At 54.3% G+C, this 18,408-nt stretch carries 16 protein-coding genes; 6 read left to right on the forward strand and 10 right to left on the reverse strand.

Annotated elements, in window-relative coordinates; all coding sequences use genetic code 11:
* Positions 1 to 140: 140 nt before the first annotated feature.
* The 4 genes from fmt to Pr1d_RS23170 all read right to left on the reverse strand — a co-directional run bounded on the left by fmt (position 141) and on the right by Pr1d_RS23170 (position 2,756).
* Positions 141 to 1,073: a methionyl-tRNA formyltransferase gene (gene fmt, locus Pr1d_RS23155; RefSeq protein ID WP_148075752.1), complete on the reverse strand. Its 933-nt coding sequence runs from the start codon at positions 1,071 to 1,073 to the stop codon at positions 141 to 143.
* Positions 1,074 to 1,099: 26 nt separating this feature from the next.
* Positions 1,100 to 1,750, reverse strand: a complete 651-nt coding sequence (def, locus tag Pr1d_RS23160) for a peptide deformylase (protein ID WP_238476575.1) — start codon at positions 1,748 to 1,750, stop codon at positions 1,100 to 1,102.
* A gap of 18 nt (positions 1,751 to 1,768) precedes the next feature.
* Positions 1,769 to 2,149, reverse strand: coding sequence for a hypothetical protein (locus tag Pr1d_RS23165; protein WP_148075753.1), 381 nt, complete (start codon positions 2,147 to 2,149; stop codon positions 1,769 to 1,771).
* 61 nt (positions 2,150 to 2,210) lie between these two features.
* A complete protein-coding gene (locus tag Pr1d_RS23170; RefSeq protein ID WP_148075754.1) occupies positions 2,211 to 2,756 on the reverse strand; it encodes a hypothetical protein in 546 nt (181 codons plus the stop codon).
* Between the two features lie 518 nt (positions 2,757 to 3,274).
* On the opposite strand from Pr1d_RS23170, the gene Pr1d_RS23175 reads away from it, so the two are divergent.
* From Pr1d_RS23175 to Pr1d_RS23200, 6 genes are all read left to right on the forward strand, one after another.
* Positions 3,275 to 5,410: a DNA topoisomerase VI subunit B gene (locus tag Pr1d_RS23175; RefSeq protein ID WP_238476576.1), complete on the forward strand. Its 2,136-nt coding sequence runs from the start codon at positions 3,275 to 3,277 to the stop codon at positions 5,408 to 5,410.
* Positions 5,411 to 5,500: 90 nt separating this feature from the next.
* The gene (locus Pr1d_RS23180) at positions 5,501 to 6,661 is read left to right on the forward strand and encodes a DNA topoisomerase IV subunit A (protein ID WP_148075755.1); all 1,161 of its coding nucleotides are present in this window, start codon (positions 5,501 to 5,503) and stop codon (positions 6,659 to 6,661) included.
* Between the two features lie 55 nt (positions 6,662 to 6,716).
* Complete coding sequence (locus tag Pr1d_RS23185; protein ID WP_148075756.1) at positions 6,717 to 7,346, forward strand: Uma2 family endonuclease; 630 nt, start codon at positions 6,717 to 6,719, stop codon at positions 7,344 to 7,346.
* Between the two features lie 229 nt (positions 7,347 to 7,575).
* Positions 7,576 to 8,616: a hypothetical protein gene (locus Pr1d_RS23190; RefSeq protein WP_148075757.1), complete on the forward strand. Its 1,041-nt coding sequence runs from the start codon at positions 7,576 to 7,578 to the stop codon at positions 8,614 to 8,616.
* A 121-nt stretch (positions 8,617 to 8,737) separates the two neighbouring features.
* Positions 8,738 to 9,388 carry an RNA polymerase sigma factor gene (locus tag Pr1d_RS23195; protein ID WP_148075758.1) on the forward strand — a complete coding sequence of 217 codons (651 nt, stop codon included), beginning with the start codon at positions 8,738 to 8,740 and terminating at the stop codon, positions 9,386 to 9,388.
* Complete coding sequence (locus Pr1d_RS23200; protein ID WP_148075759.1) at positions 9,385 to 9,987, forward strand: hypothetical protein; 603 nt, start codon at positions 9,385 to 9,387, stop codon at positions 9,985 to 9,987. The genes Pr1d_RS23195 and Pr1d_RS23200 overlap by 4 nt, the downstream gene beginning before the upstream one ends.
* 64 nt (positions 9,988 to 10,051) lie before the next feature.
* Here the strand turns inward: Pr1d_RS23200 and Pr1d_RS23205 are convergent, their stop codons facing one another.
* The 6 genes from Pr1d_RS23205 to Pr1d_RS23235 all read right to left on the reverse strand — a co-directional run bounded on the left by Pr1d_RS23205 (position 10,052) and on the right by Pr1d_RS23235 (position 18,265).
* Positions 10,052 to 10,903, reverse strand: a complete 852-nt coding sequence (locus Pr1d_RS23205) for a phytanoyl-CoA dioxygenase family protein (RefSeq protein WP_148075760.1) — start codon at positions 10,901 to 10,903, stop codon at positions 10,052 to 10,054.
* A gap of 18 nt (positions 10,904 to 10,921) precedes the next feature.
* The gene (locus Pr1d_RS23210) at positions 10,922 to 12,523 is read right to left on the reverse strand and encodes a hypothetical protein (RefSeq protein ID WP_168205445.1); all 1,602 of its coding nucleotides are present in this window, start codon (positions 12,521 to 12,523) and stop codon (positions 10,922 to 10,924) included.
* 166 nt (positions 12,524 to 12,689) lie between these two features.
* Positions 12,690 to 14,123 carry a hypothetical protein gene (locus Pr1d_RS26145; protein WP_210417810.1) on the reverse strand — a complete coding sequence of 478 codons (1,434 nt, stop codon included), beginning with the start codon at positions 14,121 to 14,123 and terminating at the stop codon, positions 12,690 to 12,692.
* Between the two features lie 64 nt (positions 14,124 to 14,187).
* Positions 14,188 to 15,090 carry a nuclear transport factor 2 family protein gene (locus Pr1d_RS23225; RefSeq protein ID WP_148075763.1) on the reverse strand — a complete coding sequence of 301 codons (903 nt, stop codon included), beginning with the start codon at positions 15,088 to 15,090 and terminating at the stop codon, positions 14,188 to 14,190.
* A 287-nt stretch (positions 15,091 to 15,377) separates the two neighbouring features.
* Positions 15,378 to 17,225 carry a cyclic nucleotide-binding and patatin-like phospholipase domain-containing protein gene (locus Pr1d_RS26565; protein WP_148075764.1) on the reverse strand — a complete coding sequence of 616 codons (1,848 nt, stop codon included), beginning with the start codon at positions 17,223 to 17,225 and terminating at the stop codon, positions 15,378 to 15,380.
* Complete coding sequence (locus Pr1d_RS23235) at positions 17,222 to 18,265, reverse strand: lipoprotein N-acyltransferase Lnb domain-containing protein (RefSeq protein WP_148075765.1); 1,044 nt, start codon at positions 18,263 to 18,265, stop codon at positions 17,222 to 17,224. The genes Pr1d_RS26565 and Pr1d_RS23235 overlap by 4 nt, the downstream gene beginning before the upstream one ends.
* Positions 18,266 to 18,408: the final 143 nt, after the last annotated feature.

Genomic DNA, 18,408 nt, shown 5'->3' on the forward strand with positions numbered 1-18,408 from the left:
TTCGACTCCGGAGCTAATAACCGCAGGCCTGGTGCCAACGGCTAGGAAGGAATAAGTCTCTTCGCACCTTTGCAAGCTCCCATGATACACGGATTGTGGTGGTGCGTGCGAGGCGAAATCTGTGCCTGATAGCAGGAAAACTAGAGCAACTCGTCTCCAACTTGCATCGGATTCCCTCGTAGAAACTCCTCAGCTCGCATCACGCGCTTACCTGCAGGCTGAACTTCTAGCAGGCTCAAGAAGCCGTCACCGGTGGTGACGACCAGCTGCCCAGTTGTCGAAACTACATTCCCGGGAGTACTTTCAGAGAATGTTTCATCGCAAAGCGCGACACGATGTACGATCAATCGTAGAGCTGCGTCGGCGCTACGGTGCCAATCGGTGAATGCCCGCGGCCAGGGTTGCAGCGCTCGCACTTGATTCTTAATCTCCACCGCAGAGCGTGACCAATCGATTTCGCCATGTTCCTTGGCCAACCGGGGGGCCTTGGTGGCCTGACTTTTGTCTTGCTCCACGGGCGATTCTGTGCCGGTGGCCAATTCATCCACAACCCGCAGTACCAAAGCGGCCCCAAGTTCGGCCAAGCGAACCTCAAGTTCACCAGCGGTCTCGTCGGGATCAATCGCTACTCGTTCCACACCTAACGCAGGCCCGGCATCCAACCCCGGCGTCATCTGAATCACTGTGTTACCAGTCTCGCTGTCGCCATTGAGGACAGCCCACTGTACGGGTGCAGCACCACGGTATTTGGGGAGCAAGGATCCATGCAGATTGATTCCCCCCAATCGTGCGATGGCGAGAGTCTCCGATTTGAGAATCTCTCCGTAGTCGCAGACGACCAGAAGATCAGCTCGCAATTCCCTCAGCCTAGCTCGTGCTTCATCGGAGTTAACCGTCTCGGGCTGCCAATCGGGAATACCCAGTGACTCGGCAGCCACCTGCACCGGAGCTGGCATGGGTTTGCGCCCCCGTGGAGGCCGACTCACGGCCATCAAGACTTTATGCTCTGAGGCCTCGAGTGTCCGCAGCGAAGGAACAGCAAACGGTCCGGTTCCCAATAGGATGATCCGCATGTTGTGCTCCGTTGAGTTAGTAAGCGTCAAGCTCGCATGCGTTCAAGTTCCGCAATTCTTGCTGCGATTTGCTCATCAGAGGGCATTTCGCCATGTTCCCGCTTGCTCTGAAAATCAATCTCGAATTCTTCTAAATACCCGCCAATGTCGATTTTTTGCCCCGGCGAGAGTCGGTCAATGAATAACACTCCATCCAGATGATCGACCTCGTGCTGAGCAATGCGGGCAAACAGCCCATCCAATTCTCCGTTGAATTGTTCACCTGCAAGATTGTAGGCCTCGATGGTGATCCGCTCCTTGCGGACCACGTTTCCCTTGACTTCGGGAATACTGAGACACCCCTCCTCACCCTCGACCTGACCCTTGCCGCCACGTAAGACGGGATTGATGAATACGTGCTCAGAGTCGGTTTCTTTGGGATCCCCGGTAGGATTGGCGATGAAAAGCCGATATGGCAAATCAACCTGATTGGCCGCCAATCCCACACCCTCATGCTTGTACATCAACTCAAACATCTGCACAATCATCTCGCGCAGCTCACGATCAACCTTTTTGAGGGGTTTTGAGACATGCCTCAACGTGGGATGCGGATAATGAATAACTTCGAGAGTCAAGCGCAGAATACCTATACGATCAAACAGAATGGCGATTAAATCGCCATTCTGCCCGATTTTCATCCTGAGTAACAGGTCCCACTACCGCTGAGTTGGATACCAGGGAGCCCGCACGTGATACACACCGAATTGGTGCATGTTGCTTGGCCACACGGGTGTGTTACGGAAACCTGCTCCGAAGGGGCCTGGACCGGGATAATTCCGGCCAAACTGGTGGTCAATCCGTGAAATGCTCATGCTTGGGGCGCCCCAGCTCCAGTTGGTTTGCAACTGAGCGGTAGGAGGCACAACCATCGCCACCGGGTAGCCATACGCCGAATGGGCGTAGTTGGCGTGCCAATTAGTAAGTTCTGCCCGACGTAGTGGCTTCTTCAAATAGGGAGCCTCTGCCTCGACCGTCGGTGCCAGCACAGAGGATAGCAACAAGACCAAGGCAAACTTTAGGGGTGTTGTGTGAGACACGATTCTGTTCCTCGTGACGGAATTATGTGAGTTGTAATGTCAGAATTCGTACCAGCAACAATCAATACTTGTTGCTCCAAATATGACAAATGTCTTGCAGACGCAATCCATACGTGTGGTAGCGAATCTTGGCTCGCGACCAACCCGCACCGGGAGTATGGGCGTAGTGTGATCGACAATGCTTGTACATAAACTCGTGCGGCATCAACGGCTGATAGGTCACATAGGTGTGTCCTACATGCGCCGGCACAGGCAAAGGTGATACATACATCTGTGCAGCAGTACCACTAGGATTCGGCCCTTCATAGTAATTGTAAAACAAGTCATTCTTGTTTTGATAACTGATACACCGCTTGTAACAGCCTTCACAATCTGCCATCGCACCGAGGCACTTCTGGCATAGTCCATCGTGATGTGCCAATGCACCGTGGCATCGTTTGCAACGGCATTGGCAGTCTGCCGAACCATCGCTGCAGTAGCACTCGCCAGATCCCGGCTCTCCGCCGCACCATTCGTATTGATCGTCGTTGGCCGACGCAATGGTGGAAATAGACAGGATCCCGACAAGGCACGCCAATGTGCCGACGGCAAGAATACGTGTAGCCATGAATCGCCTCCCTGCGATCGCAGACTCAAGCACGGTAGGCATGTTTCAATTCGCACGGTTCCATTGGGGGGGAACGGGAATTGTCGCTAAGGCTTCCGGCGAGAGCCTGATGGGGTTTTGGGGAGCCCCGTCGAGGTTGGTGGTCACTTCCGACCGGTGACGGGACTGTTGGGGGTGGGGATGACTCACATCTGAGATTGGATTCTGGGTCCTCAACAAGAGAGAGTCGTCCTGCAATTGGTTTCGGCCAGTTCGGGTCCTAACGATGAGAATTTGTTTTCCGCAGGTAGGGGCAAATCCTAGGATTCGTAAATTGAGGGGTTACCTGCCCTGGGTTGAGGACCAAAATATCGCTATAATCCCCAGAACCCGCAGAGTTTAACGCAAACCTTAGCCGGAGACACACCTGCCTCCGAGGTTCCCGGACCAAAGTGTTGGTCGGGCTACAGTTTTCCAGTCTTGGGACTTTGCGAACTTAAGATTGAAAGTTCTTAGAGACATTCGAGGGAGAGGGCGGTTTGGCAACGGCAAAGAAGAAAACAGCAAAGAAAAAAGTACGAGCGGCAAAACCAGCGACTCGTTCGGTAAAGAAAAAAAAGGTGAAGAAAAAGGTCCGCAAGAAGGTTGCGGCTCCTGCTTCTGAGCAATCCCTCGCTGAGTCCAATGGCGTTGCCTCCCCCAAGCGACGCACCACCGCCAAAGCGATGGCCGCCACTCAGCGGGATATCTCCGTCAGCGAGTTCTTCGCTAAGAACCGCCATTTGCTCGGTTTCGACAACCCTCGCAAAGCACTGCTTACTACGGTAAAGGAAGCGGTCGACAACTCGATCGACGCCTGCGAAGAGGCAGGCATCCTCCCAGAAATCTGGGTCCATATCCAGCAGACCTCAGCCGACCACTACAAGGTCGGAATTCAGGACAACGGCCCTGGCATCTTGAAGAAGCAAATCCCATTGATCTTCGGCAAACTTCTCTACGGCTCTAAGTTCCATCGACTTCGTCAAAGCCGTGGCCAACAGGGAATCGGCATCAGCGCCGCCGGCATGTATGGCGTACAAACTACCGGCAAGCCGGTGAAGATCATCTCGAAAGTGGGAGCAAGAAAATCGGCTCACTACTATGAGATCCAAATCGACACCAAGAAAAACGAGCCCCGCATTCTCAACGGCAAAGGCGAGGGAGTTGACATTCCTCCTGGCGACAAAGGGAAAGAGTATATCGAAAAGCATGGCATCGAGTGGGTCGAGCAGCCTCACGGCACGCGGGTAACTATCGAGCTGGAAGCCAAGTTCGTCCGAGGCCGTGGGAGCGTCGGCGAATACTTGGAGCAGACCGCCATCGCGAATCCGCATATTACGCTCAATTACGAAGACCCTGACGATTTTGTCTACACCTACGAGCGCTCCACCAAGACGCTTCCTCCCGAGCCAAAAGAAATCAAACCCCATCCCTATGGTGTGGAAATGGGCCGACTCGCTACGATGCTTGAAGAGGCACAAGGTTCGACCCTTTCGGAGTTTCTCACCTCGCGTTTCTCCCGCGTAAGTTCGCCGATAGCTCGTCGCATCTGTCAGTCCGCTGGAGTTGGTACGCGGACGAACACTCGCAAAGTAGGCCGCAAGGAAGCAGAGTTGCTTTTTCATGCGATCCAGAAAACGAAGATCGCTGCACCTGCGACGGATTGCATATGCCCGATTGGTGAAGATCTCATCCTCAAGGGAATGCACAAAGTTGTGCCAGGTGAATTCTACGCCGCGGCGACTCGCCCTCCTTCGGTTTATCGGGGGAATCCCTTTCAGATTGAAGTGGGCCTCACCTACGGTGGCACCGCACCTACGCAAAACATCACCAAGGATCTATTGTTGGACTTGCTCGAAGAAACTGATGCTCGCACGGTGAGGCAATTCCTTGTCCATACTTTCAATGGACTTGGTGGCGAGGGGGCCGACAAGATTATTAAAACGGCCAGCCTAGGCACGCGCCAAACTCCAGGCAAGCTCAAGCCCAAGGAAATCGAAGCCCTTTTCACGGCGATGAAAAACGTCAACATCGCCGAGGGCCAATCGATGGAGGTACTCCGATACGCCAATCGTGTGCCGTTGCAGTTCCAGCAATCAGCCTGTGCCATTACGCAGACCATTTTGAACACGAATTGGCGGAGCTACGGGCTGAGCCAATCCCGCGGCGGTTTGCCCAAAGGCCCCGTGAGCCTGATGGTCCACATCGCCAGCGTGTGGGTCCCCTTCACGAGCGAATCCAAGGAGGCGATTGCCAATTACCCGGAGATTCAAAAGGAAATCCGCCTCGGCCTGCAAGCTGTCGGTCGCAAACTGGGCATGTTCCTACGCCGTCGTCTACGGGTGAAACAGCAATCCGATCGTCGCGAGATATTTCTCCGCTATCTGAAGGAAGTTTCCAACGCAGTGAGTGAAATCAATGGCGTTAAACAACCCGAGCTTTACGAGCAACTAGTAAATGTTGCGAAGCGGCGCACAGCCGACGCCGACATGAAACTCGACGAACGTGGCAAGAAAATCCAGGAAGACCCGACCCAGTTGGACCTCGGCGAGAACGTTTTGATTGTCGACCCCACCCAGCACGAAGCCGCCATCAACCGCGTTGAAACTGTCGAAGAAGAACCTGAACAAGATTAACACACATTCCCCCTAGCCGGGCTTGCCACGCAGTCCGGGATGAGCCTGAGGACATGATCTTCCGGCTAATTACACCATAGAAAAACATCCATGGCCAAGAAACGCCCCCTCAAAAAGAAACCTGCCACGCCTCACGCTGGAGTGAAGCTTACTCCGCGCGACAAGAAAACGATCTCCAACCTCACGGGATTGGCCGACCGCGTCGTGAGTGCGGCCAAAACGCGCAAGGACCCGTACGTCGATATTCCTTCGCGCACCCTGTCGAATGTCCGTTTCAGCCCTCGTAAGGGGATCCTGGAAATGGGCAACAGCAAGAATCGTCGCCAGTTGTTCGACCTCTCCCAAGCAAAAGCCTACATGCGCACGATGCTCGTAGCCAGCGGTTGCAAGAGACTCATCGATCAGGGTAAATCGACAAGCCTTCGAGGTCTTTTCTACATGCTCAAACACACCATCGAAGGAGCGAAAGAGAATACTTTTGATGTGCAAAACGAGTGCGATACAATCATTGAAGATGTCGAAGTACTCTTGAATTCCATCCGGGAGGAACTGCATCTCTACGCTGAAAATCGCGGGGCCATGGTCGGTAATATTGTAATCACGGACAAGGGCGACACAATCGACTGCGCTCGCATGGGTTCAGGCGGCTACGCGATCCCCTCAATCGTCGAACCCGAAGTGATCGAACTCGATCCCAAGAAGTGCGGTGCCAAGTTTATCCTCCATGTTGAAAAAGGCACTGTCTGGCAGCGGTTTAACGAGGACAAATTCTGGCAAAAGCACAATTGCATTCTCACCCACGGTAGCGGCCAACCCCCCCGCGGCGTGCGTCGTATGTTGCACCGTTTGCACAATGAGTTGAAACTCCCCATCTATTGCGTGCTCGACAACGACCCCTGGGGCTATTACATCTACAGTGTCATCAAGCAAGGTTCCATCAACCTGGCCTTTGAGTCGCAGCGGATGGCCATTCCCGCGGCCAAATACCTGGGTTTGCGCAGCATCGATCTCGAGCGCTGCCAACTCTCCGATAGCGTCAAAATTTCGCTCAATGAAACCGATCGCAAGCGAGCCAAACAGATCGCCAAGTACCCCTGGTTTGAGAAAAAGCGCCGCTGGCAGTCAGAAATTCAGCGCATGCTCAAGAACGATTTCAAACTCGAAGTCGAATCGCTCATCTCCAAAGACATTAGCTACGTTACTGAGGTCTATGTCCCAGAGAGGCTCGCAGAACAGGATTGGCTGGATTAACTGGTGAGCTTCGTGCTATAATTCATGAGACCAGCAACTCTGCGGAGTATTTACCATGGCCAGCATCTCGCCTACTTCCCATCCTGTCAGTTCTTCTCTTGGCGAACCCGCGTGGGAATTAGCTCTACTCTATCCTCCTCAGGGCCAATGGAGTATCAGCGAATATCTTGAGATCACTGAGCGAACTAATCAACTTGTCGAATTCACTTCAGGTAAAATCGAGGTCCTGGAAATGCCCACAATCGAGCACCAGAAGATTGTCGGTTTCTTGTTTATGGTATTGCAAGCTGCTGCCGAAGGCGGGCTAGTCTTGATGGCGCCGCTTCCAACGACGATCACACAGGGCAAGATTCGTGAGCCTGATATCATTTTCAAGCTTCGCAAGAATCTCCCTCGCCCTGAGGAGCAATATTTCAATGGTGCTGACTTGATAATTGAAGTTGTCAGTCCTGACAAGAAAAGTCACGAACGCGACTACTGCATCAAGAGAGCGGACTACGCCGAGGGGGGGATACCTGAATACTGGATCGTCGATCCCCAGGAAAAACAAATCACCGTGCTTACACTTAAGGAAAAAACCTACATAGAGCACGGTGTCTTTCGCGAAGGGCAGACTGCTAACTCTAAATTGCTCGAAGGTTTCAATGTCGATGTCGCAGCGGTGTTCGCGGCGGCCAAGGCGTAAACTTTCGCTTTAGCCGGAGGTACCTCTGCCACGGGGCCAACAAAACTTTCTAGCTGGATCGCGTGACGATCCGGCCAAGCACTGTAATCCCCCTCGTTCTCAAAGCGTATATCTATGTGGAGCAGCCATCTCTCCGCAGGTGAATCGCCGTGGCGACTTGGCTGTCATACCCAATTACCCAGGCTGGAAGCCTACGCTACGGCCATCTCACTTATTCAGGAGCAATCCTATGAAAACCATTTTCTGCACACTCAGTCTGCTCACAGCTACAGTCTCACTGCCAGCACTGGCCCAAAGCGACACCAAACCAACAGTCGAAACGCTTACAGCAAGTTCTCTCTGGACGGTGCAAGCTAGCCCCGAAAGACTTTTTTCCAGCAACTTTGGACGCATCCTCGAAGACTTGATTTCGGCCAAGCACCCCGATGCTCTAGCCAAGATGGACAGCTTTGCGGATGCCTTGGGATTTGACCCAAGAACTGCCGTGACAGATATCTTGATGCTGGGGGACAACTTCGACGGAGCACCCACGACTGCCATCGTCCAGCTGGGTGCTACCAGTGGAAACCTGGAAGGATGGCTCCTTGCCGCCCCGGGATACCAATCCGAGGATTTGGACGAGAATACGATACTTCATTCATTCATTCTGGAGAAAGGGGACAACCCCCGGATTTGGTGTGCGATTCCTCGCAACCCGGTGGATAAACAATACACGTTAGTGGCCACCTTCGAACGTGATCGAACGATTGAACTAACAAACAAAGTTATTGAGAAAGGAACGACCTGGCTAGCGACTCCCTCGTCAGCCAATACGTTCCTCTCGGTCTCAGTGAATGATTTCTCGAAATTGCCGATGAAGATCGATAGCGACGACCCCGGATCAGCCATCGTAAGAACGATCCGCTCGGTCAACATGCAAGCTTCCGCTGAAGACGATACCCTCACCGCACACGGCGAACTCACTGCCGGCAGCCCAGCCCGCGCTCAGCAACTGCAGCAACTGCTCACCGGTTTGAAAGCCATGGTCCAACTCGCGGCGATGCATGAGGACAACCATGACTCAGACCGACATGATCCGTACGCTTTCGACCAGAAAAACCGCCCTCACCACGACAAGAAGGGAGCTAAGAAAGCAGCCGAACTCTTGAATAATCTCACCGTAGACCACCAAGCCGGTAGTTCCACTCTCACGGCGAATTTCAAGATCAGCTATGATGCTCTGATGGCCTTGAAAAATGGAGTGCAAGAATTCCAGACCTACAACGAATAGACGAACTCATGCGAAGCCGTTGTCGGGAGAAACTCCCCCCCCATTCCGGCAGCGGCTCCATGAAAGCCGAACCCCCGCCTCCCGGCGAGGGCTACTATGAAGGTGAGGAAATCAAGATTCAATGCACGACCCTGCGGCGAACGCTGAATCGCTCTACCATTTAAGTGACGCCGAACTTGCGCGTCGTTTGCAGACGGGGTGTGAGCGGAGTTTCGCCGAGATAGATCGACGCTTTAGGCCACGACTGCTCTACGCACTTACTCGACGGCTTCCACGACGTGAAGACGCCGAAGATGTCGTACAACAGACCATGCTCCGTGTATTCCAAAAGATTCGCCTCTTTGACACTAACCAACGGCTCAGCCCCTGGGTATTTACCATTGCCATGCGGCTCTCGATTGAACATGGCCGGCGGAAGCAGCTCCCTATCTTAGCCGAGACCGCCGCACCACTGGAAATAGCCGACGCTTCGCTCTCCCCTGAGTACGTGGCCGTTCACAACGAAGAACGCGACCACCTTTGGAAGCTGGCTGATCGCGTCCTCAAGCCCGATCAGTGGACCGCCCTCTGGCTCCACTATGGCGAAGAGCTTTCGATCACCGAAGTCGCTCGTACACTAAGCAAGACCAAATCCGCTATCAGCGTCCAACTCTTCCGCGCCCGCAAAGCTCTGCTACCGCACTTACAAAACAATAAGTGTCAGGAACCTTCGCAGGAAAAGGTGTTAGACACGATTTCTCAAGAACCTGCCCTTGTGGAGGTAAACACATGATCCGCACCTTCCTGGAATACCAAATTCAACGAGCGTTGGACAAGTCGCCTGAGCTTCCTGCCTGGCTGCGCGTCGTACTGCGCCTTAGCCCTCATCTCCGTCAATTTGCGGACGACTCACGACAGCTTGATTCCCTGCTCCACTCAGGGGCCCGTGCTCGGCACGAATCTCTGTTCGAAGCGACAGGCCAATCCCCAAGAGTCGAGTTGGCACGACTCTCCGCTGCCAAGCACGATCGCGCTCTGATCGGCTGGCTCTCCGCAGCCGCCCTTGCGGCCTCCCTCGCCATCGCCTTCTTAGCACACCGTGCCACCGAGCGTCACTCCAATGCCGAGCACGCACGTTTTCTGACGCAGCAGTTCGCCGCCGTCCCCGAGGGAATGACAATGATTCTCAATCAGGCCGTTAATAATTCCCAGTTGCCTCGCTACAACCCACTCGCTCAACTCAAGCTCCCTGAATCCAATGTATTTGCCAACGTCTCTGCCAGTACCCAGGCAAGTTTGAAAACTCAGGTCGATTCGGTTATCACTCCCTGGCAATCCCTTGGTGAGCAGTTCCTCTCCGAATGGACACCCACCGGCGAGCCGGGAACGTAAGTGACCGGAGCATGTCTCCGCTAACCGTGACGTGGAGTGCGGATTCTCCAAGATCACGAGAAGCTTACCCCAACAGCGGGAAAAACTGCCCGCAGAGAGGCTCCCCGCTTGGAATCGCTGGTACTCCCACCAGAAGCGGTTCGTCAGCCATGCTACAGACGCCATCCGCAACAAGATTCACCACGGTCACTCGTCGCGGTCGCGAACTATTGTTCGCCTGAGAACCATGCACCATTAGCGGATGGTGAAACGTCGCATAACCTTGCTTTGCGGTAACCACAGTGGGATTGGAAAGAGCTTCCCAACGTTCATCATTCAGCACCGCACGAATGCCGTCCATGTCGCCCGCAAGCTCCGTTCTCGGGAGCAGTTCCCAGCGGTGACTGCCGGGGACGTATTGAATCGAGCCATTTTCAGCGTCGCAGTCGTCAAGCGGAATCCAGCAGGTGAGATGCTGCATCGGTTCGGTACGGGTCCAGTAGGAATAGTCCTGGTGCCAAGCGACGACTCCGCCATGCTGGGCCGGTTTGCAGAAAAGTTGATCGTGCCAGAACCTGGGCGCAGCGTTCAGCAACTGCCGCGAAGTCCCCACTAAAGCCGGATTCCAAAGTAAATCATGAAACCCTGGCCTCAATCGCCAGGCACCGAGCGCGTGGAACAACGCCTTCTCGGGAGTTGTGGACTCATTCGAGTGGTACTCGTACCACAACTCCGAGCCCTCGTGCCCCGGCTGAAAGAATTCTTCAAGTTCATCACACAGCGCATCACACTGCTCCAGAGTCAAGAGCGGCACATTGGCAATAAAACCGTCTCGCTCGAAATCTGCCAACTGTTCCTGGCTCAGTTCTAGCGGTACATGCGCCCCTTGAGCAGCAAACAGATCGCATACTGGCTTGTGAATTGTCGATAGATCCATATCAGATAATCCTCTATTTCACTGCGTCCCAGTTACCCCCTTCGCCGCATCAGGGTTGTCGATCCTCACCATCAGCCACTGCTGGGTACTGCCGTCGGCAAAGTGCACCAAGGCCTGCGTCTCGTTCATGGTGAGATTTTGCAGCCCTGTTTCCATGATCGGCGTGTTTTTGCCAGTAACAGTCCATGCCGCGCGTTGACTTTCCTTGTCGACCATGCCTTCGAGCGATTCAGTTTTTCCCGTGGTTTTATTCTGATAAGTGCCCGCGATAATTCCTTCCTTGCTCACAGCAAGTTGTAGGAACATATTCGGCAAGGCACTACTATTGTCGTCGACGGTCATCGCAAACACGCCTAACGGCATCCACTCGGTATCCGCTGGCGGCTCTTCCGGCGCGCTCGCCGCTAGCTCCTCCGCTTGTTGGCAATACTCAGGCGATGAATATGTAGCCTCGTCGGCATACATAGTGCCTGTGTCCGACGAGTATCCACTACTCCCACCGCTACCGTAATCGTAGTAGTAACCGGATCCCCAATTCCATGGCATAAAAGCCGACACCGTAGACCAGGCAGCCCAACTCCAGAAGATAGGATTCTGATGGAAGTTGACATACGCATTGGGGTGTTCGCGCCAGAAGTCTTCAAATAGGTGATTTTCGTCAAACTCGTCGCTGATCGCATCCCGGATGGAATCGGCACGATCGCCCCGCTGTTGCTGACGATCCGTGCGACGATCTCCACGACCTTCGGCCAAGCTCGCACGATAGTCGCCACGATTTTCAACCCGCGCCGCCTGTTGGTCACCACGTCCTGACACGCGGTCTTGTCGGTTGTCCGAAGCGAAGTCACGATTCTCGCCGCGGCTGTCGCGTATGTCCGAACGAGTATCGGTGCGATCGCCGATCCGATCGGCTCGATCGCCGGCAATCGAGCCCTCCCCCGCACGATCCGCAAAAGTATTGGCACGCTCGCCTGCCTGAACAGCGCGATCAGCCAGTTGACCGGCGCGGTCTCCCGCGACGCCTTGAGCTCGATTAGAGACTTGGCCAGCGCGATTACCGGCGATCGCTCCCGTTGCCGCGCCTACCCCCGCTACAGCTGCCGCTTGACCGCCACCTTGGAAGAAGTCGACTACCGCCCTGTTCCCACCTGCCGGAAGAGTGCCTGCCGAGGGTCTCCCCGCCCCCATTCCGGGCCGCGCGCCCTGAGATGGAATATTCAGGAAGTTATTAAGCTGCCCCGCGCTGGGTCGCCCACCACCTGCGATGTTACCCGGTCCGGGCCGACCGCCGGCCCCTGTTCCCGGGCGCCCGCCGACACCTGTGCCAGGCCGCGCACCACCTTGACGGCTGCCAATTGCCCCCGTACTAGGTCTGGCCCCGGCACTGGGTCGCGACGTGCTCGGGCGAGACATGCTCTGCCGCGGTGCTGATGGCCGGCTCATTGATGGTGAGCGACTCATCGATCCGCCGCGGTACCCGCCGCCACCGCTCATCGAGCGGCCACCACCGCCGCCTCGGCCTCCACCTCCACCCCCTCGACCACCACGGGCAAAGGCATCCAGAGGGCAAATAAGTGTCGCACTTACCAACACGATCAACAATTGACGAAGCGCAAACATGGACTAATTCCCTATGTTAATAGCGATCATTCGATTGATCCACATGCAATCTCGACTACCATCGATACTAAAGCTAGCGGACCATGAGAGTGGGCACAGTTATAACCGCGAGCCGAGGGGTTTTGCACACCACGGCTTGCGTCAGCAATTTGTCTCAGCCGCCTCGCTACTGAGGTGTCGTCGATTGACCACCAGTCTGGGTATCCTCCGGTTTCGCCACCCTCACCAAGAGCCAATTCTGCGTCGTTCCATCGGCGAAGTGAACCAGCGCTGGCGTCTCGTTCATGGTCAGGTTTTGCAGGCCCGTCTCCATGATCGGAGTATTCTTGCCGGTGACAGTCCAGGCTACCCGCTGGCTTTCCTGATCGACCATCCCCTCGAGCGATTCCGTCTGACCGGTGGTCTTGTTCTGGTAGGTTCCGGCGATGATGCCCTCCTTGCTCACGGCTAGTTGTAGAAACATATTGGGTATCGAGTTGCTCTTTTCGTCAGCTGCGGCGAAAACTCCCAGGGATAGCCACTCGGTATCGGCGGGCGGCTCTTCAGGCGCGCTGGACGCTAATTGTTCTGCCTCTTCGCAGTATTCCGGCGATGAGTACGTTGCTTCATCCGCGTACACGGTTCCTGCGTCACCTGAGGAAGAGGATCCTCCACTGCTGCCGTAGTCGTAGTAATTGCCTGTTCCCCAATTCCAGGGCATGAATGCCGATACGGTCGAGAAAGCTGCCCAAGACCAGAGAGCGGGGTTCTGCTGGAAGTTCAAGTAGGCTTGAGGATTGTCACGCCAGAAGTCTTCGAACAAATGATTTTCGTCAAACTGATTGCCAAGTTCATCGCGGATGCTGTCCGCGCGCTCTCCCCTTTGCTGTTGCCGTTCGGTTTGTCGCTCGCCACGGCCCTCGGCCAAACTCGAGCGATGTTCACCACGACTTTCGACGCGTGCTGATTGGCGGTCACCGCGGTTCCCGGCACGATTACCGGAGGCAGCAGTGCGGGCGCCTTCGGCACGGACACCAGCTTGACCGGCCCGTGCTCCTGCAACGGCACCGGCACCGGCGCCAGCAACTGCTACAGCTCCACCGCCACTATGGAAGAAATCAGAGACAGCCGCATTACCACCGGCTGGTCGCGAGCCGACTGACGCGCCTGGTCGCGATCCCTGTGAAGGCACATTCAAGAAACTATTCAATTGCCCTTGAGAAGGTCTTCCGCTCCCAGCCACGTTACCTGCGCTTGGTCGGCCAGCCGCGCCCGTTGCCGGTCGTGCACCGGCACTCGCTCCAGGACGTGCTCCAGCGGCACCGCTCGGCCGACTTCCTAGAGCACCTGTGCTCGTTCGCGCTCCACCGGCACTCGGACGAGACGAGCTGGGGCGCGATGCGGAGGGGCTGGGTCGCGACTGGCTAGGAGAAGGACGGCTCATCGAAGGGCTGCGACTCATGGATCCCCCTCCGCCTCCACTCATTGAGCGGCCACCTCCACCCCCTCCTCGACCCCCTCCACCGCCGCCACGACCTCCACCACCGCGGGCAAAAACGTCAAGTGGACAAACAAGAATGACTATCGTGAAGCTTACCAGCAGTATTTTAAGTTTGAACATAGAAATGCTCCTTAAGCGAAATTGATTCTTTGCGTGCGAGAAAGCCTTCTCCGCTAGCGAGTTGTTATTGTTCAGAAGCGATGCGAGTGATTTTTACTTCCGGCAGATTTGGTAGGATCTCGCCGTCGACATCACGCCCCGTGACCTGCCAGGAGAGCGTCTTGTCGTCCAATATCTTCATGATATTGATCGACGACGCCTTGCGACCATCGGGCAGTACTGCTGAGGACTCGACAATCCAACTACCGTCCTTGTTGCTCCAAGTGCCTTCGACGACACCGCCATCGGAATCGAAGGCCCAAGAGTGTATCTTGCCCAACGCGGCGTCCCAGCCGATGAACTGCACTCCCGAAAGTGGTGGCTCGTTGGCGAGGTCGATGGTGAATGACCGTGTGATGAAATTCTGGTTCTTCGACCATTGGCAGGTGGTTTCGACCCGAGCTTCATCATCCTCGTCGACCCACGAGCCGATCAACCATTCGAGCGGCTTGAGTTGCTCGTAATGGGAAGGTGGTGATGTGACCTCCTCTTCACTCACCCGATCCAGCAGCCACTTACCTCCCTGTTTCACATGAACCGCCTGATAACGGGTAACTTCGGCTACACTCTCAGGCCCCGATACCGTGGCTAACCCATTTTCGACAGCCACATTCGGAGAAACGAAGTCGATCGATTCCACCTCGACTTCCAGCTTGACATCCTTGGCGTCAGCCAGCAGCGCATCAAACTCTTGCTTGATAGCCTCCAAACCAACGACTTGGTCACCAGTGCGAGGATTGGTGTAAACCGCCTCTGGGGACCAATGGGAGGCCAACTCGGCTGAATCATGGGCGTTGAACGCGGCCACATAGGAAGCAATCGCTTTCTCTATCGCAGCTTTGTCCGCCACAGCGTTGCCCGCAATAGCCGTCGCTGGTCCACACGCCGCGAGGACTACTGCCACACATTTCCAAATCGTTCGCTTCATATCAAAATCCTCCAATGTTGAATTGGCATAATCTACCACTAGCCGGGCGGAGAGATCCGCACCGAATCGATCCTAACCCCACAAAAGAAGTCGGTCAATCGATACAGTTTCCACATGTTACTCGCAACAAGAAACGATTGGTTGCCCCAAAGTGTGGAGCGCATCTTATCCGCACATCCCAACTGCCAAACAACCTCAGGTGTGACTCCCGCAGTCCTTCAAGTGAAATCACATTGCTGACCGCGTCAATAAACTATCCGCAGGCTACTGGCCGATTAATCGAATAGTCAGCCGTCGAACGCGGGAAAAAGTTCGGCATCGAGTCGGTGCAAGAGATTCTTAATCTCGGGGATCGCCTCCGTTGTGGCCTGTTCGCCGATCGCTGCTAGCTCGTCGGTGCGGGTGAACCCAGTCAGCTCGAATCCGGTTACGTCCGGCTCAATGACAAAGTCCGCCGGTTGAACGCCGATCGCATTGATGTTGGTACTTTGAACCTGAAAACTCCTTAGTATTGTTTGAATCGTTGAGGCAGATCGCATTTGAGAAGCAGGCGTATCCGGCCGGTTTCGGGCGAACTCACTTTCCATTTTCGCAGTAACACTCACCGCGATGACGAAGTTGCAACCTTTAGCAACGAGCACATCGGCAGGAATATTGTTAATCAATCCACCATCTACCAAAGCTTGGCCAGATCGATTAATTGGCGTGGACAACACCGGTAGATTGATGCTTTCGAGAATGCCATGTACCGCATCACCTCCACTCCGTACCACGGATTTGCCTTCGATCAAATCGAGGGTAACCGTGTGCATCGGCACCGCTAATTGCTCCAAGTCTAAGTCCTTAAGATACTTTCGGAGCATGGGATCAAAGCGACCCATGCGGTATTTGTGCAACAAGTACCACTGATCTCCACGAGGAAGTAACCGGAAGAACCAGGAGGGTCGTAGATCATTTACAAAACACTCGACAGCATAATCGGCATCGAGTCCTGCTGCGTAAACGGTGCCGGTCATCGCTCCGGCGCTAGTGCCAGCAATCATATCCACGGTAATCCCACTCTGCTCTAGCGCCTTGAGTACGCCCAGGTGTGCCATTCCGCGTGCAGCGCCGCCCCCAAGCGCTACTCCGATCTTGACACCTCGGACCAGATGGAGGAGTCGTTCAAACCCACTAAATAGGACTTTGCCTTGGTTAGATACTGGTGAACCGAACGAGACCTTAAGATCTCTCCCGGCCAGATCGCGCAACTCCCTTGCTAATGGGGCGTCTTCTCCGGGCTCAAGTAGCCAGAGAATGCAGATTTTGTCGCGCCATGCCGGAGCAAGGGACTCAATCTCCCGCAAAAGTTTTACCGATGCCTGCCAGTTTTGAGACGTCACACACCAGAACGCTAGGTGACATTTTTCCAAGGTATTGGAGGCAAGTGATAGATCAAAAGTTGTTTTGGTATCGGCGAAAACTTGGCCCGTTTCCAGCCATTGGGCCACTTGCTTTCGCACTTCATCAACGCTCAAGTCACGCCCGGCTCCAAACATTTGACAGCAGCGGCTCCCCTCGATGGATTCTGCATCTGACTGGTCCGTGAGGACACCAGGTGTCTCTCCCAATTCGACAAGTCGCTCAAATAGCTTTCGGCTGACAATACGGGTCTCATCAGACTGATGTACGAATGCTACAAATCTCGGACGGGTAGGGAGTCGGTCATTGAAGATCGTACGCTTAACCGAATCAGCCACCAGTCGCGTAAAATTGGTACGAAACACATCGAACTTCTTAGTTAACTCCAGGCCCCTTGCATATTCCATCCGGAGTAGTGTGGAGGGATCTTCGGCGATACATTCCATGGGTGTCGGCTCCGCGAGCACAGCAGCTAAGCCCCCGATTTGGTCGCCCGAACTATGAAATCGCTGAGTGATCACGTTGCCTTGAATGTCTACTAATTCCAGCCTTAGCCGTCCGTGAATGATCAAATACACCGAAGTCATGGGCTCATTAGCCCGATGGATAGTATCGCCAGGCTGACAGCGCATGAGTTCTACGGCTTCAGCGATTTCTCGCAAGGCTTCATGATCCAAGCCACGGGAGCAGGGGTGCAGCTTCAGTAAGTGGATCTTTTCGTCAATCTCGTTCATGTTAGATACTCTTCACGTTTACCTGTTTCAGCTAATTCATGATCAACTGAAGTTCGATAGCCAGTTAACTCGCGTCGGAGGTAATCACCAAAGTTGTCGACTGGAGCAGAATTGGCAATGCCATTGATCCAACTCTGTTTCTTCAATGATTCAAACGGCAATTCTTGGTCAAGCAGCTGACGATCGTACATAAATCGGTCCAGAGATCCATTGAATAGCATCCTCCAATCCCACTCCATCCGGCCTCGACCCTGTGCGTAGATGCTGGTTGTGCAATTAGTCGTCAAACCATGATACCAACGCGGATTTTCTGCTAATGAATTGATGGCATTCACATACTCAAAAAAGAACTCGTGATCGGTGAGTGCATCCGAGGCAAGGCGATAGAGATACAAGTCGTGGCCTTCCAGGCATTTCGAGCGGCGCAAAATCGCGTCTCGCTCGTCACTGACCACATACATGAGCTCTTGCTGGCGGTAGAGGCTACGAATCAAACTGTATTTTTGCCCCACCCGATAGCGGACTTCAATCGAGATACATAACCGACCACTAGACCCAAAATCAAAGACGAACATTGGATGACACATCAGAGTAGACCCCCATTGCAATAGGATCGCATCAACCCCGATTAACTGAGAAAGACGATAGGAGCGTGTCTCGAAACGTGTATCAAAATCTCTGGCACTACGATACTCCGTATTGCGCACGTTTTCGACAGTGATCTCGTCACCCTGCAAACTCACCCGCGCCAACTGCGAAAAATTTGGGTCCCATTCCCTGTGCTGCGATGGTTTTTGAAAAAACCACCAACGCAAGAAAAAACCACTCAGAACAAGTATCAAAACAAAGGGTTTCCAGGCAGGCTGCCAGGAAAGAAATGCAACAATAGCACACACAACCCAAATTGCAGCAAGCACTCCCCCGAACCATGTTGCTCGACCAACATCGAAGAAGATGGCTCCCGCTATCCACAGCACAAGAATGGATGCGACCAAATACATGAGGCAAGTGATCAACAACCAACCTAGATTGACATCCATTCTAAGTACGATGCTCCATTGCTTTCTGATCGCTAGTTTCGGCGAATGATTACGAAATGTTCGTCGAAATGAAAGAACGCATCGATCCTTCCTCTGAGTATATAAAGGGGTCAATCGGTCGGCATTGTCGACCCGGCAGGCCT

Origin of the sequence: Bythopirellula goksoeyrii (assembly GCF_008065115.1) — a bacterium.
GTDB classification, from domain to species: domain Bacteria; phylum Planctomycetota; class Planctomycetia; order Pirellulales; family Lacipirellulaceae; genus Bythopirellula; species Bythopirellula goksoeyrii.

Bases quoted from the DNA above. Each gene is read 5' to 3' on its own strand.
- fmt (WP_148075752.1), bottom strand. From the start codon at position 1,073: ATGCGGATCATCCTATTGGGAACCGGACCGTTTGCTGTTCCTTCGCTG.
- def (WP_238476575.1), bottom strand. From the start codon at position 1,750: ATGAAAATCGGGCAGAATGGCGATTTAATCGCCATTCTGTTTGATCGT.
- Pr1d_RS23170 (WP_148075754.1), bottom strand. From the start codon at position 2,756: ATGGCTACACGTATTCTTGCCGTCGGCACATTGGCGTGCCTTGTCGGG.
- Pr1d_RS23180 (WP_148075755.1), top strand. From the start codon at position 5,501: ATGGCCAAGAAACGCCCCCTCAAAAAGAAACCTGCCACGCCTCACGCT.
- Pr1d_RS23185 (WP_148075756.1), top strand. From the start codon at position 6,717: ATGGCCAGCATCTCGCCTACTTCCCATCCTGTCAGTTCTTCTCTTGGC.
- Pr1d_RS23190 (WP_148075757.1), top strand. From the start codon at position 7,576: ATGAAAACCATTTTCTGCACACTCAGTCTGCTCACAGCTACAGTCTCA.
- Pr1d_RS23195 (WP_148075758.1), top strand. From the start codon at position 8,738: ATGCACGACCCTGCGGCGAACGCTGAATCGCTCTACCATTTAAGTGAC.
- Pr1d_RS23200 (WP_148075759.1), top strand. From the start codon at position 9,385: ATGATCCGCACCTTCCTGGAATACCAAATTCAACGAGCGTTGGACAAG.
- Pr1d_RS23205 (WP_148075760.1), bottom strand. From the start codon at position 10,903: ATGGATCTATCGACAATTCACAAGCCAGTATGCGATCTGTTTGCTGCT.
- Pr1d_RS23210 (WP_168205445.1), bottom strand. From the start codon at position 12,523: ATGTTTGCGCTTCGTCAATTGTTGATCGTGTTGGTAAGTGCGACACTT.
- Pr1d_RS26145 (WP_210417810.1), bottom strand. From the start codon at position 14,123: ATGTTCAAACTTAAAATACTGCTGGTAAGCTTCACGATAGTCATTCTT.
- Pr1d_RS23225 (WP_148075763.1), bottom strand. From the start codon at position 15,090: ATGAAGCGAACGATTTGGAAATGTGTGGCAGTAGTCCTCGCGGCGTGT.
- Pr1d_RS26565 (WP_148075764.1), bottom strand. From the start codon at position 17,225: ATGAACGAGATTGACGAAAAGATCCACTTACTGAAGCTGCACCCCTGC.
- Pr1d_RS23235 (WP_148075765.1), bottom strand. From the start codon at position 18,265: ATGGATGTCAATCTAGGTTGGTTGTTGATCACTTGCCTCATGTATTTG.